Below are 19,805 nucleotides of genomic sequence, written 5' to 3'. Positions count from 1 at the left end.
GCAGGAATCAGACTATTCTCAAAACCGGGGGCGCATTCCGGTATGTCGTCAGGAGGTCAACCCGTGATCGCGCGCGTACGCATACAGTTGGCTGTTGTTGTCGAGACCCAGCTTGTGCATCGCGTCGTTCTTCTGCCGGCTGATGGTCTTGACGCTGCGCGAGAGGCGCACCGCGATCTCACTGACGGTCAGGCCGCCGACGAACAGGCGCACGACCTCGGCTTCGTGGGGTGAGATGCGGACCTGCGGCTTGTCGAGTCCGCCGGCCTGATCGAGCACCGCGCGCATCGTGCGGCAGAAATGGATGCGTCCCGAGGCAACTTTCTGGATTGCGGTGAGCAGTTCGTTGCGGGCCGAAATCTTGTCGACCAGGCCGCGCACACCGGCATCCACCATCGCGCGCAGCATCGCCGGATTCTCGACCTCGGTCAGGACGATGATCGGCAGTGCCGGAAACTGGCGGCGCAGGGTCAACAGCAGCGGCAGTCCGTCGCAATCGCGAAGCTGCGGGCCCCGCATCGAAAAATCCGTGACCAGCAGATCGCCTGGACGTGATGCCTCCAGCAGTTTGAGCAGGACGGCACCGTTCGAAGCTTCGCCGGCGACCACGAACGGCTCGCCCGCCCGTTCGATTTCGGCGCGCACGCCGGCGAGCGTAAATGGATGATCGTCAGCGATGAAAATACGCAACTGGGTTTCCATCTGTCCCTCCCTGGGCATGTCGGGGGCCGGACCCGCCTTCCGGTGATGTCTAACGTCTCAGAATTATCCCGTCCGCTGCAGGGATACCGGGCAGCAAAATGTGACAAAAGGCACACTTGCTGCGCGAATTGCTACGGTATTTCCCGGATGTGATGAAACTGTGAAGACTTCACAGCCGCCGTTGTACCAGATACACAACCTATTCAGGCGGCTGCGTAGCGGGTGGCGCTCCCGATCCAGCGCGACACCACGCGATCGGCCAGCGCCGGTTGCGCAACGAGCATCGCGTCGCCGATCCGATGGACATCCGGCAACAGGTCGGCGTCGCGCGCGAGATCGGCCAGGCGGAATTCGGCCAGGCCGGTCTGGCGGGTGCCGAGCAGTTCGCCCGGGCCGCGCAGCGCGAGGTCTTTTTCGGCGATGACGAAGCCGTCGCTCGTCGTGCGCATGGTGTCCAGACGCTCGCGCGCCATCCGCGACAGCGGCGCCTGGTAGAGCAGCACGCAACTCGATGCGGCGCTGCCCCGCCCCACGCGGCCGCGCAGCTGATGCAGTTGCGCGAGACCGAGACGCTCGGCGTTCTCGATCACCATCAGCGATGCATTGGGCACGTCGACGCCGACCTCGATGACGGTCGTCGCCACCAGCAGATCGACGGCGCCCTGCTTGAACGCACGCATCGCGTCCTGCTTGGCAGCCGGCTTCATGCGTCCGTGCACGAGCGCGACACGGAGCTCGGGCAGCGCGGCGGAGAGCTGTTCGAACGTCGTCTGCGCCGCCTGCGCGACGACTTCATCGGAATCGTCGATCAACGTGCACACCCAATACGCCTGACGGCCATCGGCGCAGGCGTGGCGGATGCGTTCGATCAGGGCGGGCCGTCGCTCGCTGCTCAATACGACCGTCTGCACCGGCGTGCGACCGGGGGGCAGTTCGTCGATCGCGGAGACGTCGAGATCGGCGTAGGCCGACATCGCAAGCGTGCGCGGAATGGGTGTTGCGGTCATCACCAGCTGGTGCGGCACGCGATCGCCGCCCGCGCCCTTGTCGCGCAGCGCGAGGCGCTGGTGCACGCCGAAACGGTGCTGCTCGTCGACGATGGCGAGCGCGAGGTCGTGGAAGGCGACGCTGGCCTGCATCAGGGCGTGCGTGCCGACCACCAGCGGCGTTGCGCCAGACGCGATATCGGCCAGCACCGCCGCGCGCGCGCGTCCGGTGACCTTGCCTGCGAGCCAGGCCACGCGCACGCCCAGTGGCTCGAACCAGGCCCGCAGGTTCTGCGCGTGCTGTTCGGCCAGCAATTCGGTCGGCGCCATCAACGCGGCCTGACGACCACCATCGATCGCGGCGGCAGCCGCCAGCGCGGCGACGACGGTCTTGCCGCTGCCGACATCCCCCTGCACCAGTCGCAGCATCGGCTTGCGCCGGGCCAGATCGATCAGCAGCTCACGATGCACACGGGACTGCGCGCCGGTCAGCGCGAATGGCAGCGAGGCCTGCAACGCGGCGGCGAGCGTGCCCGGGCGCAGCGCCGGCGCGCGATGCGCCTGCAGCGCGATGCGTTGCCGACGCAGGCTCAGGTGGTGGGCGAGCATTTCCTCAAGCACCAGCCGACGCTGGGCGGGATGACGACCCGACGCCAGCATCGCCATGTCCGCGTCGCTCGGCGGCCGATGCACGTACAGCAGCGCATCGCGCAGCGTCGGCATGCCGAGCGACTCCAGCGCGTCACCGGGCAACAGTTCGAGCGCGGCATCGCCGGGCAGCCGGTCGAGCGCCTGCCCGACCAGCCGTCGCAGCATCTGCGGGCCGACGCCTTCGATCGCGGGATAGACCGGATCGAGGCGATCGTCGAGCACCGTCATCGCGTCGTCGTCGAGCACGCGATAACTGGGATGCACGATTTCCAGACCCTGCTGGCCGGGTCGCGGCGTGCCGAAACAGCACAGCCGCGTGCCCACGGCGAGCTGCGCCACCTGGGCGGCACGGAAATGGAAGAAGCGCAGCACCAGCGTGCCGCCGGACCCGTCGGAGATCGCGACGCGCAGCATCGGCCGGCGCCGGAACCCCTTTTCGACCGCTTCGACCGTGCCTTCGATCTGCGCCGGCACGCCGCCGCGCAGATGGCGGATCGGCGTGACGTGGGTGCGGTCCTCGTACTGGCGCGGCAGATGCAGCCACAGATCGCCGATCGTCGCGAGCCCGCGCGCAGTGAGCTTCTCTGCGACCTTCGGCCCGACGCCCGACAACGCGGACACCGGCGTCTGGCCCGCATCGGCGAGCGTCGGCGCGTGGATGCCGGACCGGCTCATACGGGCGCGCTGGCCCTCAGCCGAGCACCATGACCGCATCGACCTCGAAGCGCGCGCCCTTCGGCAACGCCGGCACTTCGATGGTGGAGCGCGCGGGATACGGCGATGCGAAGTAGTCCGCCATCACCGCGTTGACCTGCGCGAACTCGCCCAGATCGGTGACGTACAGCCCGACGCGCACGATGTCGTCGAGGCTGCCGCCGGCCGCGATGGCCACCGCCTTGAGGTTGTCGAACGCGCGACGTGCCTGCGCGGTGATGTCGCCGGCGACGATCTCGCCGGTGGCCGGGTCGAGCGGAATCTGGCCCGAAAAATACACGGTGTCGCCGGCGCGGACGGCCTGCGAATACGGACCGATCGCGGCGGGCGCATCGGTCGTGGAAATGGGCGTGCGGGGCATCGTGGAACTCCGGCGACGGGAAAGCCCGCATTCTAGCGGGCGCACGCCGCGCCGCGGTTCGGATTACATCCGCTGTACGCCGTGCACAACCGGCAGGCGGCGTGTCCGCCGGATCACTTCGGCCAGGTGCTTGCGGCCCTTGACCTCGATCGAGAAGCGGATCGCGGCGATGGTGCTGTCGCGTTCCAGATACTCCACGCCGTCGATGTTGGAATGCACGCGTGCGATCGCCGCAGCCACCTGCGCGAGCACGCCGGGATGGTTCTCGACCTCGATGCGCAACGCGACGTTGTAGTCGCCGACGACCTCGCGGTCCCAGTCGATCGCGACCCAGCGCTCGGGCGACTTGCGGAACTCGGCGACGTTCGGGCAATCCACGCGATGCACCACGATGCCGCGGCCGGTGGTGTGGTAGCCCATGATGTCGTCGCCGGGAATCGGCATGCAGCAGTTGGCGAACGTGATCACGCCGCGCTCGTCGCCGCGGATACGGATCGTCTCGCCGGCGCGCGCGATCTGCTCGGTCGGCACGCCGCCATCGTGCTGCGCGAGCGCGAGCGCCACCTGCGCCGGCATCCAGTTGCCCAGCGCGATGTCGGCCATGAGTTCTTCGAGCCGCGGATATTTCGCCTCGACCAGATACGCGTCGAGGCGCTCCTGCGGCAGCCGGTCGAGCGAGGTGCCGAGCAGTTCCAGCGCGCGGTCGAGCATGCGATGACCGAGCTGCACCGCGTCCTCGTGCTGCAGATGCTTGAGCTGCGCGCGGATCGCGGTGCGGGCCTTTCCGGTGACGACGAATTCCAGCCACTGCGGACGCGGCATCGAGGATTTCGCGGTGACGATCTCCACCCGCTGCCCGCTCGACAGCATCGTGCGCAGCGGCACCAGCTTGCCGTCGACACGCGCGGCCACCGCCTGGTTGCCGATGTCGGTGTGGACCGCGTACGCGAAATCCAGCGCGGTCGAATTGCGCGGCAGCGACATGATGTCGCCCTTGGGCGTGAACAGGTAGACCTCGTCCGGGAACAGATCGACCTTGACGTTCTCGAGGAACTCCAGCGACGAACCGGTCGCCCGCTGCGATTCGAGCAGCCCGGCGATCCACGTGTGCGCACGTGACTGCGCACTGTTCGGACCGTCGCCGCCGTGCTTGTAGGCCCAGTGCGCGGCGATGCCGCGCTCGGCGATCAGTTCCATTTCCTCGGTGCGGATCTGCACTTCGATCGGCGCGCCGTAGGGCCCGAACAGCACCGTGTGCAGCGACTGGTAGCCGTTGGCCTTGGGGATCGCGATGAAATCGCGGAAGCGCCCGTCGAGCGGCTTGAACACCGAATGCGCGATGCCGAGCGCGTGATAGCAGTCGGCCGCGTTGCCGACGATGATCCGGTAACCGAACACGTCCATGACCTGGGTGAAGGTTTTGCCTTCGCCCTGCATCTTGTTGTAGATGCTCCACGGCGATTTCACCCGACCCACGAGCCGGTACTGCAGGCCCGCGCTGGTGAGCCGCTGCGCGAGTTGCGCCTCGATGCTCGCCAGCGCTTCGCGACGTACCAGCGGCTGGTTGCGGATGCGCCGCTCCAGCACCATGTGCCGGATCGGATACAGCGCGTGGAAGCCGAGATCCTGCAGCTCGGCCTTGATCTTGTTCATGCCCAGGCGCTGGGCGATGGGTGCGTAGATGTCGAGCGTTTCGCGCGCGATGCGCTCGCGCGACGGTCCCGGCTGCGCGCCGAGGGTGCGCATGTTGTGCAGGCGGTCGGCGAGCTTGATCAGGATCACGCGTAGATCGCGCGCCATCGCCAGCATCATCTTGCGGAAGCTCTCCGCGTCCGCTTCCTGGCGACTGCCGAAGTTGAGCTTGTCAAGTTTGGTGACGCCTTCCACCAGCTCGGCGACGGTCTCGCCGAATGCCGAGGCCAGCGCTTCGCGCGTCAGCGGCGTGTCTTCGATGGTGTCGTGCAGGATCGCCGCGACGAGCGTCTCGATGTCGACCTTCTGCTCGGCCAGCACCACGGCCACCGCGACCGGATGGGTGATGTAGGGCTCGCCGGACTTGCGCATCTGGCCCGAATGCGCGGCCGCACCGACCGACCAGGCACGACGCAGCTGCGCGCGTTGTTCGTCGGGCAGATACTGCGCCGCCCGCTCGAGCACGCGCATGTACTCGGGCACCGCGTCATCCGCGGGGATATCGGGCATTACAGGGGCAGTGGCGGGTGCGGCGGGCGTCATCCACGAAGCCTACGGGCACGGTCGTACTTTGGGAACCACATCCGCATACGGCCACGCGGCTGCGCGTGCGTACCGCACAAACGCAACGACCCCGCCGGAGCGGGGTCGTCGGTGGAACACCAGGCGGCGCGCCTCAGGCGCGCGGCAGGCGGATCAGAGATCGTCGCCCTTGCCCATGTCCTCGTCGGCCACGACTTCGGCGGCGGCCCATTCCAGCGCCTCGCGTTCCTTGCGCTCGCGCTCGGACTTGTCGACGGCGTCGATGAACGGCTGATCGATGCGGCGCGCGGCGATTTCGCGCAGTGCCAGCACGGTCGGCTTGTCGTCGTTCTCGCTGTTGTCGAGCTGCGATTCGACGCCATTGGCGAGCTGGCGGGCGCGACGTGCGGCCAGCATGACCAGCTCGAAGCGGTTGTCGACGACTTCCAGGCAATCTTCTACGGTGATGCGGGCCATACGGGCTCCCGGCGACCGGATCGGCCGCGCGAATTGACGAAAAAGGGTCGCGCATCGTAGCGCCGGCCCCATGCCGGCGCAAGCGCCGGCTATATGAATCAAGCAGTTAGCCTGCGCTCGACGCCGCGACGCCCGCCTCTTCGCGCAGCAGACGCGCGATCAGCGCGGCGTGGCGCTCGGCCTGGCGTTCGCGGCGCAGCCGGCTGGCGCGGAAGATCGCGCACATCTCGGCTACGGCGGTGTCGAAATCCTCGTTGACCACGACGTAGTCGAACTCGTCGTAGTGCGACATCTCTTCCTGCGCGGCCGCGAGCCGCTGGGCCATCACCGCCTCGCTGTCCTGGCCGCGCTTGCGCATGCGCTGGTCCAGCGCTTCGCGCGACGGCGGCAGGATGAAGACGCTCACGGCCTCGGGCACCTTGTCGCGCACCTGGCGCGCACCCTGCCAGTCGATCTCCAGCAGCACGTCCTTGCCCGCGGCGAGCTGCGGTTCCACCGACTGGCGCGCGGTGCCCTTCCAGTCGCCGTGCACCTGGGCGTATTCGAAGAAGTCGCCGGCATCGATCATCTGCTGGAACGCATCCTTGCCGACGAAGTGGTAGTGCTCGGCATGCCGCTCACCCGGACGCGCGAGGCGCGAGGTGAACGAGATCGACAGGGCGATGTCGGGATCCTGCGCCAGACAGGCGTTGACGATGCTGGACTTGCCCGCGCCCGACGGCGCGGCAACGATGAACAGCGTGCCGCGCATCGGCGGCGTGTCCACGGAATGGTGGGATTCGGGGGTCACGCCCGTCTCCAGCGCTCGAAAGGCCGCGCATCGTACCGCTTTATGCGGACCCGCGCCGGGGCCGGCCCGCGCAGGATCACTCGATGTTCTGGACCTGCTCGCGGATCTGGTCGATGAGCACCTTCAGTTCGATCGCCGCCTGCGAGCTGCGGCGGTCGACCGACTTCGAACCCAGCGTGTTGGCCTCGCGATTGAATTCCTGCAGCAGGAAATCGAGGCGCCGGCCCTGCGGCTCGCGCTGGCCCAGCACGCGGCGGATCTCGACGACGTGGCTGTCGAGGCGATCGAGCTCCTCGTCCACGTCGAGCTTCTGCAGCCACAGCACCAGCTCCTGCTCCATGCGACCGGGCTCGACCGGGTGCGGCAGATCGTCGAGACGCGCCTGCAGCTTGGCGCGCTGGGCCTCGCCGATCTGCGGCATCAGCACGCGGATCTCGGCGGCGATCGCGGCGATGCCGTCCACGCGCTCCAGGATCGCGGCGACCAGCTTGCCGCCCTCGCGCTCGCGCGCGGCGACGAAGTCTTCGAGCACGGTGTCGAGCAGCGCCAGCACTTCGACCTGCAGCGCCGCTGGATCGACGCCGCGCGACTGCAGCACGCCGGGGAACTGCAGCAGCTCGGTCAGGCTGGCGCGCAGTTCCGGGAATCCGCCGCGCAGATCCTGGGCCAGATGCTGCAACTGGCCCAGCAGCGCCTGGTTGAGCTGCAGCTCGCCGCCGCCCTCGGCGCTGCGCAGACGCAGGCCCAGATCGACCTTGCCACGCGAGACCTTCGACGCGATGCGCTCGCGCAGTGCCGGTTCGGCCGCTCGCATCTCTTCGGGCATCCGCGTGCCGAGTTCGAGGAAGCGGTGGTTCACCGCGCGCAGTTCGCAGGCCAGCGTGCCCCACTCGGTGCTGCGCTCGCCTGAAGCGAAGGCGGTCATGCTGCGGATCATCGGCAAGTTCACTGCGGAAAACGGCGGACGAGTATGCCACCGCCCGCCGGGGCGATTCCGGCGCCACTGCTAGAATCCATGCCCGCTTTCCCCCTGCAGGCTCCCCATGTCCGACTTCACCCGTCCCAGCGGCCGCGCTGCCGATCAGCTGCGCGCCGTGCGCTTCGAGCGCGGCTTCACGCGTCATGCCGAGGGCTCGGTGCTGGTGAGCTTCGGCGACACCCGCGTGCTGTGCACGGCGAGCGTGGAGAACCGCGTGCCGGGCTTCCTGCGCGGCAAGGGCGAGGGCTGGGTGACAGCCGAGTACGGCATGCTGCCGCGCGCCACCAACACCCGGAATGATCGCGAAGCCGCGCGCGGCAAGCAGGGCGGCCGCACGCTGGAGATCCAGCGCCTGATCGGCCGCAGCCTGCGCGCCTGCGTGGACCGCAAGGCGCTCGGCGAACGCACGATCACGCTGGACTGCGACGTGCTGCAGGCCGACGGCGGCACCCGCACTGCCGCGATCACCGGCGCCTACATCGCGCTGGTCGATGCGATCGGCGTGCTGCGCGGCCGTCGCGAGATCACCCGCGATCCTGTGCACGGCGCGATCGCGGCCGTCTCGGTCGGCATCTATCGCGGCGTGCCGGTGCTCGATCTCGACTACGCCGAGGACAGCGACTGCGACACCGACATGAATGTCGTGATGAACGACGGCGGCGGCTTCATCGAGGTCCAGGGCACCGCCGAAGGCCACGCATTCCGCCGCACCGAGATGGACGCGATGATGCAGCTGGCCGAAACCGGCGTCGCCCAGCTCGTCGCCCTGCAGCGCGAAGCTCTCGCCGGATGACACCGCACCACGCGAAGCGGCGCATCGCATTGACCACGCTGCTGGTGGCCGACTACGACGCGGCCATCGCGTGGTACACGTATGCGCTGGGCTTCCGGGTGTTCGAGGATCGGCCGCTCGGCGACGGCAAGCGCTGGGTACAGATCGGGCCCGGCACTGCGGACGACGCGTCGCTGCTGCTGGCGCAGCCTGCCGATGACGCGCAGCGCGCGCGCATCGGCGACCAGACCGGTGGCCGCGTCGACCACTTTCTCTACACCGATGATTTCGAAGGCGACCATGCATCGATGACCGCGGCCGGCGTGACGTTTCTCGAAACGCCGCGCATCGAGGCCTACGGCACGGTCGCGGTGTTCGTCGATCTGTACGGCACCAAATGGGACCTGCTGGAGCCTGCCGCATGAAGACCCTCGTCCTGGCCAGCGGCAACGCCGGCAAGCTCCTCGAACTGCGCGCGATGCTGGCCGATCTGCCGCTGACGGTTCTGCCGCAGCGCGAGCTTGGCGTGGACGATGTCCCGGAGACCGGCACCACCTTCGTCGAGAACGCGCTGATCAAGGCGCGGCATGCCTCACAGGTTACCGGTCTGCCGGCGCTGGCCGACGACTCGGGCCTGATCGTCGATGCCCTGGGCGGCGCGCCCGGTCTCTACAGCGCGCGCTACGCCGGCAGCCCGACCGACGATGCCGCCAACAACACCAAGCTGCTGCAGGCACTCGAGGGCCTGCCCGAGGCACGGCGCACCGCCCGCTTCTACGCGGTGATCGTGCTGCTGCGCCACGCCGACGATCCGCAGCCGCTGATCGCCGAAGGCAGCTGGGAAGGCCGCATCCTCGACGCGCCACGCGGTGCCAACGGATTCGGCTACAACCCGGTGTTCCTCGATCCCGCGCGGGGTCTGACCGCGGCCGAGATGCCGCCCGAGCAGAAGAACCGCATCAGCCACCGCGCACTGGCGCTGCAGGCGCTGCGTGACCGGCTGGCGTCGTCCGGCCTGCTCACCTGATCGGGCGCCGCGCGCACGTGCGCATGCCGCCCTGAGTGTCCCTCGATGCTGATCCCGCCGCCGCTCTCGCTGTATGTGCATCTGCCCTGGTGCGTGCGCAAATGCCCGTATTGCGATTTCAACTCGCACGAGTTCAAGGGCGGCACGCCCCCGTTCGACACCTACGTCGATGCACTGCTCGCCGATCTCGACCAGGACCTGCCGCTGGTCTGGGGCCGCACGGTGCACAGCGTGTTCTTCGGCGGCGGCACACCGAGCCTGTTTCCGGCCGATGCGATCGAACGCATCCTGCAGGGCGCGTCCTCGCGGCTGCGGTTCGCGCCCGAGGCGGAGATCACGCTGGAGACCAATCCCGGCACCGCCGAGCACGGCCGTTTCGAGGATTACCGGCGCGCCGGGGTGAACCGGATCAGCTTCGGCATCCAGACCTTCGACGACGCCACGCTGAAAAAGCTCGGCCGCATCCACGACAGCGCGCAGGCGGCCGCGGCCGTCGATCTGGCGCGTAACGCCGGCTTCGACAACTTCAATCTCGACCTGATGTACGCCCTGCCCGATCAGACGCTGGCGATGGCCGAGGCCGACGTACTACGCGCGATCGATCTCGCGCCGACGCACATCTCGCATTACCAGCTCACGCTGGAACCCAACACGGTGTTTGCCGCGCGCCCACCGACCGGCATCCCCGACGATGACCTCGCCTGGGACATGCAGGAGCGCTGCCAGGCGCTGCTGGCCGAGGCCGGCTACGCGCAGTACGAAGTGTCCGCCTACGCGCGCGCCGGACGGCAGTGCGCGCACAACCTCAACTACTGGCGCTTCGGCGACTACCTCGGCATCGGCGCCGGTGCGCACGGCAAGCTCACGCTTGGAAGCGAGCAGACGATCCTGCGCCGCTGGAAATCCAAGCATCCGGTCGCGTGGCTGGCCGGCGCCGGCACGCAGGCCGGGATCGGCGGCGACGAGCGCATCGAGCCGACGCGTCGCCCGTTCGAGTTCATGCTCAACGCGCTGCGACTGGTCGACGGCTTCACCCTCACCGGCTTCGAGGCCACGACCGGCCTGCCGCCCTCGGCCATTGATGCCCCGCTGGCCGTCGCCATCGACAGGGGCTGGTTGCAGCGCGATGGCGACCGGGTCGTGCCGACCGAGCTCGGCCGGCGCTTCACCAACGACGTCGTCGCACTGTTCCTCGAAGACTGAGAACCCGTTCAATGTCCTGCTGCGCTTGCCAGCTGGCGCGCGTGCGGTGCTCGGAAGGAATCGCAGCATGGCGATTCCTGACAGCGCTCGCCGCTGGCCCGAAGGGTGGGCGCCATGGATGGACGGCCACAATGCTCACGTACCGCCCGTACGCTGCGCTTCCTGCGCTCCACCACGCGCCCATCTGGCGGCGCTCGCGACGGACCTTGAACGAGTTCTGGGGCCGGCGCAGCCGCCTGCCGCAGCGCAGCAGACAGGTGGCCGGAGACGCTCGGTCATCGCGTTATCCAGAACCGGACGCCCCGCCCGCGCGCAGGCGTCCGCCTGTGTGCGCACGCCAGTGGTGACGGCCGCGCGCGCATGCTAAAGAATGTGATCGATGCCCAGCCCGGCAACCGGAATGCCTGCGACCGCACACTATCCGCCGCCTCCCCGCTCGCTCGCCGCGGCCGGCCTGCCCCCGCGCGTGCGCCGCACGCTCGAGCGTGCGCTGTCGTTCGTCTCGACCGAGCTCGATGGCGGCCTGTCTAGCCTCGTCTCCGAGTTCGAACAGGAGCTGTTCCGGCTCGCCGACCACGCGCGCAACCCGGGCCTGGAGTCCGGCTACATGGCCACGCTGCGGGCGTTCCGCGCCAACCGCGCCGACCTCGTCCCGCGGTTCCTGCTCGCGCTGGAGGGCTCGATCGCGGCCATCCGCACGCCGGCACCGCCTCCGCCACCCACGCCGCTGGACACCGCCTCGTTCGGGCCGCTGAGCCTGGTTGAAGACACGGTGATGGACGAAGGCACCGTGCTGCGCGAGATCGCGAGCCGGCAGGAGGGCCGCGCGAACCTGTCGCTGCACCTGCTGGGCCAGCGCTTCGGCGTGCTCGCCGCGTCGCCCGCCTTCGATGCCGAGCGCCTGCCGCTGGGCCCGCAGTGCCTGTGCCGGGCGATCGCCTCGGCCGCGCGCACGCTTGAGATCGAGCACGACGCGCGGCTGCTGCTGTACCGCATCTTCGACCGGGTGGTGATGCCCGGTTATGCCCGTGTGCTCGAGCGCCTGGACGCGCAGCTCGCCGACGACGGCATCCTGCCCTCGCTGACGTTCGTGCCGATGCGCGCGCGGGTCGAGCCCGTCGAACCCAAGGAAGCCTCCCGCGTGGCAAGGACTGCCGATCCCGTTGAAATGCCGCGTCCGCAGGTGGACGACGCCCAGCGCCCCTACACCGGCTGGGGCGAACCCGAGACCGCCGACGACGACGCGGACGATGCGCAGTCGCACGAGGCCGCCTACGCGCGCCTGCAGGCCCTGATGTCCGGGCGCCGCGAACTGCTGCGCAAGTTCCAGCCGCGCACCGATTCGCCGCTGCCACGGCGCCAGCTGGCGACCAGCGAAGTGTCCGATGCGCTGCGGCAGCTCCAGCAGCAGCCCCAGGGGGGTGGACGCAGCCTGGTCGAGATCAAGCGCTCGCTGCTGGCGCAGGCGCGTCAGCGCAGCGGCGAGGGTGCCAGTCTGGCGCCGCAGGACGAAGACGCGTTCGAACTGCTCGGCATGCTCTACGGGCACATCGAACAGGAGATCCGCAGCGAGGCGCCGGCCGCACCTCTGGTGCGCGAGCTGCAGATTCCGGTGCTGCGTGCGGCGCTCAAGGACCACTCCTTCTTCACCCGACAGCGCCACCCGGCGCGGCAGCTGCTCAACACCGTCGCCGAGAGCGCCGCCAACTGGCACGACGACACCGCTTTCGATCCGCGCGTGCAGGCCGCCCTGCGCGCCGCGGTGGCCTTCGTGGTCGGCAATTACGAAGGTGACGTGGCGGTGTTCGCCGAAGGCAATGCGCGGGTGCAGGCGCAACTGCAGACGCAGGCACGCACTGCCGAGCTGCAGGAGCGTCGCCATATCGAGGCCGCCCGCGGTCGCGAGAAGCTGGCCGCCGCGCGCGCCCGGGCCGACGAGCTGATGCAGGGCATCGTCGGCGAGCGTCGCCTGCCGCGGTTCTCGCGCGCGCTGCTCGACCAGGCCTGGGCCGACGTGCTCACGCTGACATTGCTGCGGCATGGCGAGTCGTCCAGCGAGGCCGCCCACCAGCTGGCGATGACGCGCCGCATCGTCGAGGCTTTGCTCGATGCGGTGCCGCGCGAAGACGATACGCTGCAGTCCGATGTCGAATCCGCGCTCGGCCAGGTCGGCTACCACGGCGAGGAGGCGACGGTGATCGCCCAGCGCCTGACCAGCCATCGCAGCGACGAGGACGATGCCGCGTCGCGCACCGAGCTGGCGATGAAGCTCAAGGCGCGCGCCCGTCTGGGCGAGGACGCCGGCACCGCGCGCCGCGAGAAACCGCCGGCACGCACGGCCGAGGAACAGGCGCAGTACGACCACCTGCGCACGCTGCCGTTCGGCACCTGGATCGAATTCACCACCAACCAGCAGGGCGACATGGTGCGCCGGCGCATGTCCTGGTACAGCCCGATCACCGATCACGTGCTGTTCGTCAACCAGCGCGGCCAGCGCACCGGCGAGCAGTCGATGGACGCCGTCGCGCGGCTGATGGCGACCGGCAATGCGCGCGTCGTGACCGCCGATCGCGGGCACCTCGTGGACCGCGCCTGGCAGGCCGCAATGGGCGCCCTGCGCAGCTTCGCCGGCCGCGGCGAAAGCCGCACGTCGGAGGCGACGGCATGATGCAGGAGTTCCGCCGCGCCAAGCGCCGCAAGGCACCGGATGTGATCCTGGTGACCGACGCGATGACCGCCCGCGTCATCGGTCGTGTCGGCAACCTGTCGGAAACCGGCATGCTGCTGATCGCCAGCGAACCGTTCGTCGAGGACGCGCTGTACCAACTGTCCTTCACCCTGCCCGATGCACCCGACGCGCCGGTCGAGATCGGCGCGCATCTGTTGTGGCTCGACGATGCGACGCTTGCCGGGGCGAGCTGGGCGGGCTTCCGCTTCATCGCGACGACGCCGTCGCTGGCGCACCGGTTGCAGGGGTGGGTCAATGCGCCGGGAAGTCATTACGCCTGACGTTCGGTGCCGCGGCCACAGGACGCGACGCGTCTGCTTCTGATCTTCCAACCCGGCAGTCCATGTGAGCAGACCCATCGGGTTTGTGAGCTCGCTATCGCACGCCGACCCAGGAAAGGCGAGCGAAGGCCAACAGCGCGACAACACCGGAAGCGCGGCACGCCTGCAAGCAAAGGCCCGAGGCCGCAAAACAACGCACCTGCGTCAATACGGCAGAATAGGCCGATCCACTCGCCGCCCCGGGATCACGATGTCCACGCCTGCTTCGTCCGCCGCCAGCCTTTACGCCGACCACCTCGCGACGCTGCAGGCGCGCACCGCCACCGCACTCGAGCGCGCCGGTCTTGAGCATCTCGTCATTCCCAGCGGCACGCTGCACTACCAGATGTTCGACGACCGCGATTACCCGTACGCGGTCAATCCGCAGTTCAAGGCTTGGCTGCCGCTGACGCGCAATCCCGGCAGCTGGCTGGTGATCACGCCAGGCGCGCGACCGAAGCTGGTGTATCTGCAGCCGCGCGATTACTGGCACGTCGTGCCGGAAGCGCCGTCGGGCTATTGGGTCGAGCACTTCGACATCGTCGTGATCCGAAAGCCCGAGGACGCGCAGCAGCATCTGCCGAAGAATGCCGCGCGGTGCGCGATCCTCGGCGAGCCGCAGAGTGCGCTGGGGCACTACGGCGCCTACAAGCCGAACAACCCGCAGGCGGTCATTGATCATCTCGACTACCACCGCGCGTTCAAGACGCCGTACGAACTGTCGATGCTGCGCGAAGCCTCGCGCCGCGGCGTGCGTGCACATGCGGCGGCCGAGCGGGCGTTCCGCGCCGGTGCCAGCGAGTTCGGCATCCACCTCGCCTATTGCCAGGCCGCGGGCCAGGACGCGAACGAACTGCCTTACGGCAATATCGTCGCGCTCAACGAACACGCGGCGGTGCTGCACTACACCGAACTCGGCCGCCTGCCGCCCGATCCGGTGCGCAGCTTCCTGATCGATGCCGGCGCGAGTCATGCCGGCTACGCCGCCGACATCACTCGGACCTACGCCACCGATACCGGCAGCGAGTTCCAGGCGATGATCGAAGCGGTCGACGCCGCGCAGCAGGCGATGGTCGCGCAGGTGCGCAGCGGCACGGACTACAAGCAGATGCATCTCGACGCGCACCTCGCCCTCGCAGGCGTGCTGCGCGACTTCGGTCTGATCAAGGTCTCGCCGGAGGCCGCGCTGGCGACCGGCGTCAGTGCCGCGTTCTTCCCGCATGGCCTCGGCCACGGGATCGGCCTGCAGGTGCACGACGTGGCCGGCTTCGCCGCATCGGAGACCGGCGGCGTCATCGCCAAGCCCGAGGGGCACCCGTTCCTGCGCCTGACCCGCGTGCTGGAACCGGGGATGGTGGTGACCATCGAACCGGGCGTCTACATCGTCGACATGCTGCTCGAAGATCTGAAGGCGGCCGGACACGGCGACAGCATCGACTGGGATCGCGTCGACACCTTCCGCCCCTATGGCGGCATCCGCATCGAGGACGACGTGGTCTGCACCGACGACGCGCCCGAGAACCTCACGCGCGATGCGTGGGCGGACGAGAACGCAGCCGCCTGATCATGACGGGCGCGTCGCGCGCCCGCTGACACCTGAAGACGCAGCGCGCGCCATGCGCGCTGCGGACGGAACAGGCGTGCTCATTTGCGCGCCATGAACGCCTCGATCTCGTCGGCCGTACGCGCCAGACCGGTCGTCAGCACTTCATGCCCCGTCTTGGTCACCAGCACGTCGTCCTCGGTGCGGATGCCGATGCCGCGCCATTTCGCATCGACGCTGGTGTCGTCGGCCGACACATACAGGCCGGGTTCGATCGTGAACACCATGCCGGGCTCGAGCAGGCGCGATTCACCCTCGATGCGGTAGTCGCCGACGTCGTGCACGTCGAGGCCGATCCAGTGTCCGGTCTTGTGGCGATAGAACCGCTTGTAGCTGCCGTCGGCGATGCGCGCCTCCAGCTTGCCCTTCAGCAGGCCGAGCCGCAGCAGGCCGTCGGTCAGTGCTTCGACCGCGGCGTTGTGGCCAGCCTCGTAAGCCACGCCCGGGCGCGCCTGCGCGAGCGCGGCCTGCTGCGCGGATTCGACGACGTCGTGCAGGGCACGCTGCGCAGCCGTGAAACGGCCGTTGACCGGGAAGGTCCGGGTGATGTCGGCCGCATAGCCGCGATATTCGGCACCGGCATCGATCAGCACCAGATCGCCATCGCGCGCCTGTGCGTTGTTGGCGCGGTAATGCAGCACGCAGGCATTGGCGCCTGCACCGACGATGCTCTCGTAGGCGGGACTCGCGTCGTGGCGGCGGAACACGTATTCCAGCTCGGCCTGCAACGCGTATTCGTGGATGCCGGGGCGCGCCACGCGCATCGCCGCGGCGTGCGCGTCGACGCTGATCTTGGCCGCGCGCCGCATCAGCTTGAGTTCGCCGGCGTCCTTGAACAGACGCATCTCGTCGAGCAGATGGCCCAGTTCCAGGAATTCGTGCGGCGGCTGCGCGCCGACCCGCACCTGTGCACGCACGCGGTTGAGCCAGCCGATCAGCTGCAGATCGAATTCGGTGTCGCGACCGAAGTGGTAATAGACGCGCGTGCGGCCTTCGAGCAGGCCGGGCAGGATCTCGTCGAGATCGTCGATCGGATACGCATCGTCCATGCCCAGCGCCTCGACGGCGCCCTCTGGACCGACACGCGGACCGTCCCAGCCTTCGCGCTCCAGGTCGCGTTCACGGCAGAACAGCAGCGCCTCGCCGTGCTTGCGGCCCGGCACCAGCACCAGCACCGCATCGGGTTCAGCGAAGCCGGTCAGATACCAGAGGTCGGAATCCTGTCGGTAGGCGTGATGCGTATCGCGGCTGCGCACCCGCTCGGGCGCGCTGGCCAGCACGAGGATCGCGTTGTCGCCGACCAGCCGCATCAGCTGGCGCCGACGCTTCTCGTAGGTGGCCGCGGTGATGCCGGTCGCGCTCGCCATGTCAGTTCAGCCGGTTGCGGTGACGCGGCCCCAGTGCGGCGTCGCCGTGCAGCAGCAGCGCGGCCACGCGCACGAACTCCTCGATCTCGGTCAGCGCGTCTTCCTCGACCGCATCGTCCTCGTCGTCGGGATCGGGCTGCGCGGCCGCCAGACGGGCGAGGTCCGCCAGCGCCTCGTTGCCTTCTTCCGACAGCGACGCGCGTTCGCCCGCGGCGAGACCGAAACCGCCGAGAAATCCACGGCACCAGTCGAACAGGGCGGCGCTGCGCACCGACAGCGGTTCGCCGTCCTCGGGCAGCAGCAGTGCGAAGGTGAAGTCGCGGTCTTCGAGCTGGTTGGCCGTCGCCACACGCAGCCGGTCAAGCGCACTGCCACTCGCGGGCGCGGGTAGCGTCGTGTCGGCCAGCACCGGCGCCAGCCAGGCGACCGCATCGTCGCCACCGCCGGCCAGCCAGCCACTGAGACCGCCGTGCAGTTCGCTGCCGGGCATCGCCAGTTGCAGGTGGCGGATCTCGGCGTCGACTTCGGCAAGGCTGGGCAGGGTTTCGGACACGGTTGGCGCTCTCGGGCAAGGGTGCGCCATTCTACCAACGGCCATCCTGTGACCGGGCGCACGCTTGTTGCTGGACCGCCCGCATGCCTACACTCGCGGTCGCCGACCCCGGCACGGAGCGCCGCCGCTTGATCGAACCCAGCCAGCTCCACGTGCCAGGCGCCGCGGTGCTGATCGCGTTGCTGGTGCTGCTGGTGGTCATGGTGGTGCGCCGTCACAACAGCGAGCATGCCTACCTCGCCGAGATCAACGAACGCCGCGACCGGCTGAAGCTCGCGCTGTGGGCGACCGGCGAACGCTACTGGGATTACGACGTCGGCAGCGGCCAGCTCCGACGCCTGCTCGAAGACGAGCCCAATGGTGATGGCCGTCTGCTCGAAGACAGCCTGCCGGTCGACGAACTCGTGCATCCCGACGACATGGCGCTCGCGCGCGAGACCCTGCGTCGCTACCTCGACGGCGAGTCCGGCCGCTACCAGGCGCAGGTCCGCGTGGCCGACGGCACCGGCGGCTGGGCCTGGGTGCGCGTGCGCGGCCGCGCGGTGGAGCGGGACGACGACGGCAACGTGCTGCGCATCGCCGGCACCGCGCTCAACGTCTCCGCCACGCGCGAGGCCGAACGCGAGCGCCAGATCGCCGCCACGGTGTTGCGCAGCATGGGCGAAGCGGTCGCGGTGATGGACGCGGATTTCCGCTACGTCTCCGTCAATCCCGCCTTCCTGCGCATGACCGGCTACACGGAGACCGAAGTCCTCGGACGCAGCGCGTCGCTGCTCGACAGCGAACAGAACGACAGCGCCTTCTACCGCCGCATCCGCACGCAGGCCGGGCGCCAGGACCACTGGAGCGGCGAGCTGTGGCAGCGCCGCAAGGACGGCGACGAACTGCTGACCGCACTCGAGCTGCGCACGGTGCGCGATGCCGACGACGACAGCGTGCTGCACGTGTGCGTGTTCAACGACATCACCCAGCAGAAGCGCACCGAACAGGAACTGCGCTATCTCGCCAACTTCGACACGCTGACCAGCCTGCCGAACCGCTCGCTGCTGTCGGAGCGTCTGTCGCGGGCGATCGTCCGGGCGCATCGCGAAGACACGCGGCTGGCAGTGCTGTTCCTCGATCTGGACCGATTCAAGGACATCAATGATTCGCTGGGCCACGCGGCCGGCGACCGCATCCTGCGCGCGGCCGCAGTGCGCCTGCAGAAGACGGTCGGCGAGCAGCACACCGTGGCGCGGCTCGGCGGCGACGAGTTCACCGTCGTGCTGGAAGACCTGGAAACGCCCGACGACGCCGAACGCATCGCGCGCGAGATCATCAATGCGTTCGAGGCGCCGCTGCTGCTCGACGACCGCCGCGAAGTGTCGATCTCGCCGTCGATCGGCATCAGCCTGTACCCCGATCACGCCCAGGTGCCGACCGAACTGCTGAAGCAGGCCGATACCGCGATGTACCAGGCCAAGGCCGCCGGGCGCCGCACCTTCATGCGCTACAACGACAACATGGATCTGGCGGTGCGGCAGCGCGCGACGATCTCCGGCGCGCTGCGCAAGGTGCTCGACCGCGGCGAACTGCGCCTGGTGTTCCAGCCGCGCCTGTCGCTGTCGCCGCCGCGCATCACCGGTGTCGAAGCGCTGCTGCGCTGGTCGAGTCCGGAACACGGCGACATCCCGCCGGCCGAGTTCATTCCGATCGCCGAGGAAAGCGGGCTGATCCTGGAGATCGGCGAATGGGTGCTGCGCGAGGCCTGCCTGGTGCTGCAGCGCTGGCGCCAGCACGGCATGGACGCGCTCAATGTGTCGGTCAACGTGTCGGTGCTGCAGCTGCTGCGCGGCGATTTTGTCGGTGTGGTGGGCCGCGTGCTCGACGATGTGGGCATCCCGCCGCATCTGCTCGAACTCGAGCTCACCGAAAGCGTGCTGATGGCCAACGCCGAGCAGACCGCAGAACGCCTGCAGGCCTTCCGCGCGCTCGGCGTGTCGCTGGCGATCGACGATTTCGGCACCGGCTACTCGTCGCTGGCGTATCTCAAGCGTCTGCCGATCACCACGATCAAGATCGACAAGGCCTTCGTCGACGGCCTGCCGCACGACGCCGAGGACGCGGCGATCACCCCGACCATCGTCGCGATGGCGCACTCGCTGGGCCTGCGCGTGGTCGCCGAGGGCGTGGAGACCGAGGCGCAGATGCGGTTCCTTGCCGAGCGCGGCTGCGACGAGATCCAGGGCTTCTGGCTGTCGACGCCGCTCGACGCACTGCAGTGCCTGGCCTTCATGCGCAACTGGCGCCCCGATGGCCTGCTGCTGGCGCGCGACGCACCGCTGGCCGTGCTGCCTTGACCGCCACCGGCGCGCTGCC

17 protein-coding genes are annotated in these 19,805 nt (G+C 68.9%); 8 read left to right on the top strand and 9 right to left on the bottom strand.

Features of this window, described 5'->3' with window-relative positions; all coding sequences use genetic code 11:
* Positions 1-48: 48 nt before the first annotated feature.
* From V3391_RS16730 to V3391_RS16700, 7 genes are all read right to left on the bottom strand, one after another.
* A complete protein-coding gene (locus tag V3391_RS16730; protein WP_332079557.1) occupies positions 49-702 on the bottom strand; it encodes a response regulator transcription factor in 654 nt (217 codons plus the stop codon).
* A 203-nt stretch (positions 703-905) separates the two neighbouring features.
* Entirely contained in the window at positions 906-3,014 is a 2,109-nt protein-coding gene (gene recG, locus V3391_RS16725; RefSeq protein ID WP_332079556.1) for an ATP-dependent DNA helicase RecG, read from the bottom strand.
* Between the two features lie 16 nt (positions 3,015-3,030).
* The gene (locus V3391_RS16720; protein WP_332079555.1) at positions 3,031-3,414 is read right to left on the bottom strand and encodes a RidA family protein; all 384 of its coding nucleotides are present in this window, start codon (positions 3,412-3,414) and stop codon (positions 3,031-3,033) included.
* 63 nt (positions 3,415-3,477) lie between these two features.
* Complete coding sequence (locus V3391_RS16715; RefSeq protein ID WP_425497283.1) at positions 3,478-5,649, bottom strand: RelA/SpoT family protein; 2,172 nt, start codon at positions 5,647-5,649, stop codon at positions 3,478-3,480.
* 153 nt (positions 5,650-5,802) lie between these two features.
* Positions 5,803-6,105: a DNA-directed RNA polymerase subunit omega gene (gene rpoZ / locus V3391_RS16710; protein ID WP_332079553.1), complete on the bottom strand. Its 303-nt coding sequence runs from the start codon at positions 6,103-6,105 to the stop codon at positions 5,803-5,805.
* Positions 6,106-6,211: 106 nt separating this feature from the next.
* Entirely contained in the window at positions 6,212-6,856 is a 645-nt protein-coding gene (gene gmk, locus V3391_RS16705; protein ID WP_332079724.1) for a guanylate kinase, read from the bottom strand.
* A gap of 115 nt (positions 6,857-6,971) precedes the next feature.
* Positions 6,972-7,832, bottom strand: a complete 861-nt coding sequence (locus V3391_RS16700) for a YicC/YloC family endoribonuclease (protein WP_332079552.1) — start codon at positions 7,830-7,832, stop codon at positions 6,972-6,974.
* Positions 7,833-7,938: 106 nt separating this feature from the next.
* Between V3391_RS16700 and rph the strand changes: the two genes are divergently transcribed.
* The 7 genes from rph to pepQ all read left to right on the top strand — a co-directional run bounded on the left by rph (position 7,939) and on the right by pepQ (position 15,488).
* Entirely contained in the window at positions 7,939-8,667 is a 729-nt protein-coding gene (gene rph / locus V3391_RS16695; RefSeq protein WP_332079551.1) for a ribonuclease PH, read from the top strand.
* Positions 8,664-9,071, top strand: coding sequence for a VOC family protein (locus V3391_RS16690; RefSeq protein ID WP_332079550.1), 408 nt, complete (start codon positions 8,664-8,666; stop codon positions 9,069-9,071). The genes rph and V3391_RS16690 overlap by 4 nt, the downstream gene beginning before the upstream one ends.
* Positions 9,068-9,673 carry an RdgB/HAM1 family non-canonical purine NTP pyrophosphatase gene (gene rdgB / locus V3391_RS16685; RefSeq protein WP_332079549.1) on the top strand — a complete coding sequence of 202 codons (606 nt, stop codon included), beginning with the start codon at positions 9,068-9,070 and terminating at the stop codon, positions 9,671-9,673. The genes V3391_RS16690 and rdgB overlap by 4 nt, the downstream gene beginning before the upstream one ends.
* Before the next feature lie 45 nt (positions 9,674-9,718).
* Positions 9,719-10,876 (top strand): radical SAM family heme chaperone HemW, encoded by a 1,158-nt coding sequence (hemW, locus tag V3391_RS16680; RefSeq protein WP_332079548.1) that lies wholly within the window; start codon positions 9,719-9,721, stop codon positions 10,874-10,876.
* A 400-nt stretch (positions 10,877-11,276) separates the two neighbouring features.
* Positions 11,277-13,544, top strand: a complete 2,268-nt coding sequence (locus tag V3391_RS16675) for a DUF1631 family protein (RefSeq protein WP_332079547.1) — start codon at positions 11,277-11,279, stop codon at positions 13,542-13,544.
* Positions 13,541-13,885: a PilZ domain-containing protein gene (locus V3391_RS16670; RefSeq protein WP_232134326.1), complete on the top strand. Its 345-nt coding sequence runs from the start codon at positions 13,541-13,543 to the stop codon at positions 13,883-13,885. Before V3391_RS16675 ends, V3391_RS16670 begins: the two co-directional genes overlap by 4 nt.
* A 250-nt stretch (positions 13,886-14,135) precedes the next feature.
* Positions 14,136-15,488: a Xaa-Pro dipeptidase gene (pepQ, locus tag V3391_RS16665; protein ID WP_332079546.1), complete on the top strand. Its 1,353-nt coding sequence runs from the start codon at positions 14,136-14,138 to the stop codon at positions 15,486-15,488.
* A gap of 80 nt (positions 15,489-15,568) precedes the next feature.
* On the opposite strand, the gene V3391_RS16660 is transcribed toward pepQ, so the two are convergent.
* Both V3391_RS16660 and V3391_RS16655 read right to left on the bottom strand, forming a co-directional pair.
* Positions 15,569-16,894 (bottom strand): aminopeptidase P N-terminal domain-containing protein, encoded by a 1,326-nt coding sequence (locus V3391_RS16660; RefSeq protein ID WP_332079545.1) that lies wholly within the window; start codon positions 16,892-16,894, stop codon positions 15,569-15,571.
* A 1-nt stretch (position 16,895) separates the two neighbouring features.
* Positions 16,896-17,447, bottom strand: a complete 552-nt coding sequence (locus V3391_RS16655) for a UPF0149 family protein (RefSeq protein ID WP_425497282.1) — start codon at positions 17,445-17,447, stop codon at positions 16,896-16,898.
* An 83-nt stretch (positions 17,448-17,530) separates the two neighbouring features.
* Here V3391_RS16655 and V3391_RS16650 point away from each other — a divergent pair, with 83 nt between their 5' ends.
* Positions 17,531-19,786 carry a putative bifunctional diguanylate cyclase/phosphodiesterase gene (locus V3391_RS16650; RefSeq protein ID WP_332079544.1) on the top strand — a complete coding sequence of 752 codons (2,256 nt, stop codon included), beginning with the start codon at positions 17,531-17,533 and terminating at the stop codon, positions 19,784-19,786.
* Positions 19,787-19,805: the final 19 nt, after the last annotated feature.

Origin of the sequence: Luteimonas flava (assembly GCF_036584485.1) — a bacterium.
Lineage (GTDB): Bacteria > Pseudomonadota > Gammaproteobacteria > Xanthomonadales > Xanthomonadaceae > Luteimonas > Luteimonas flava.
The sequence above is the reverse complement of the archived record's forward strand: the minus strand, read 5'-3'. Positions and strand labels throughout refer to the sequence as shown.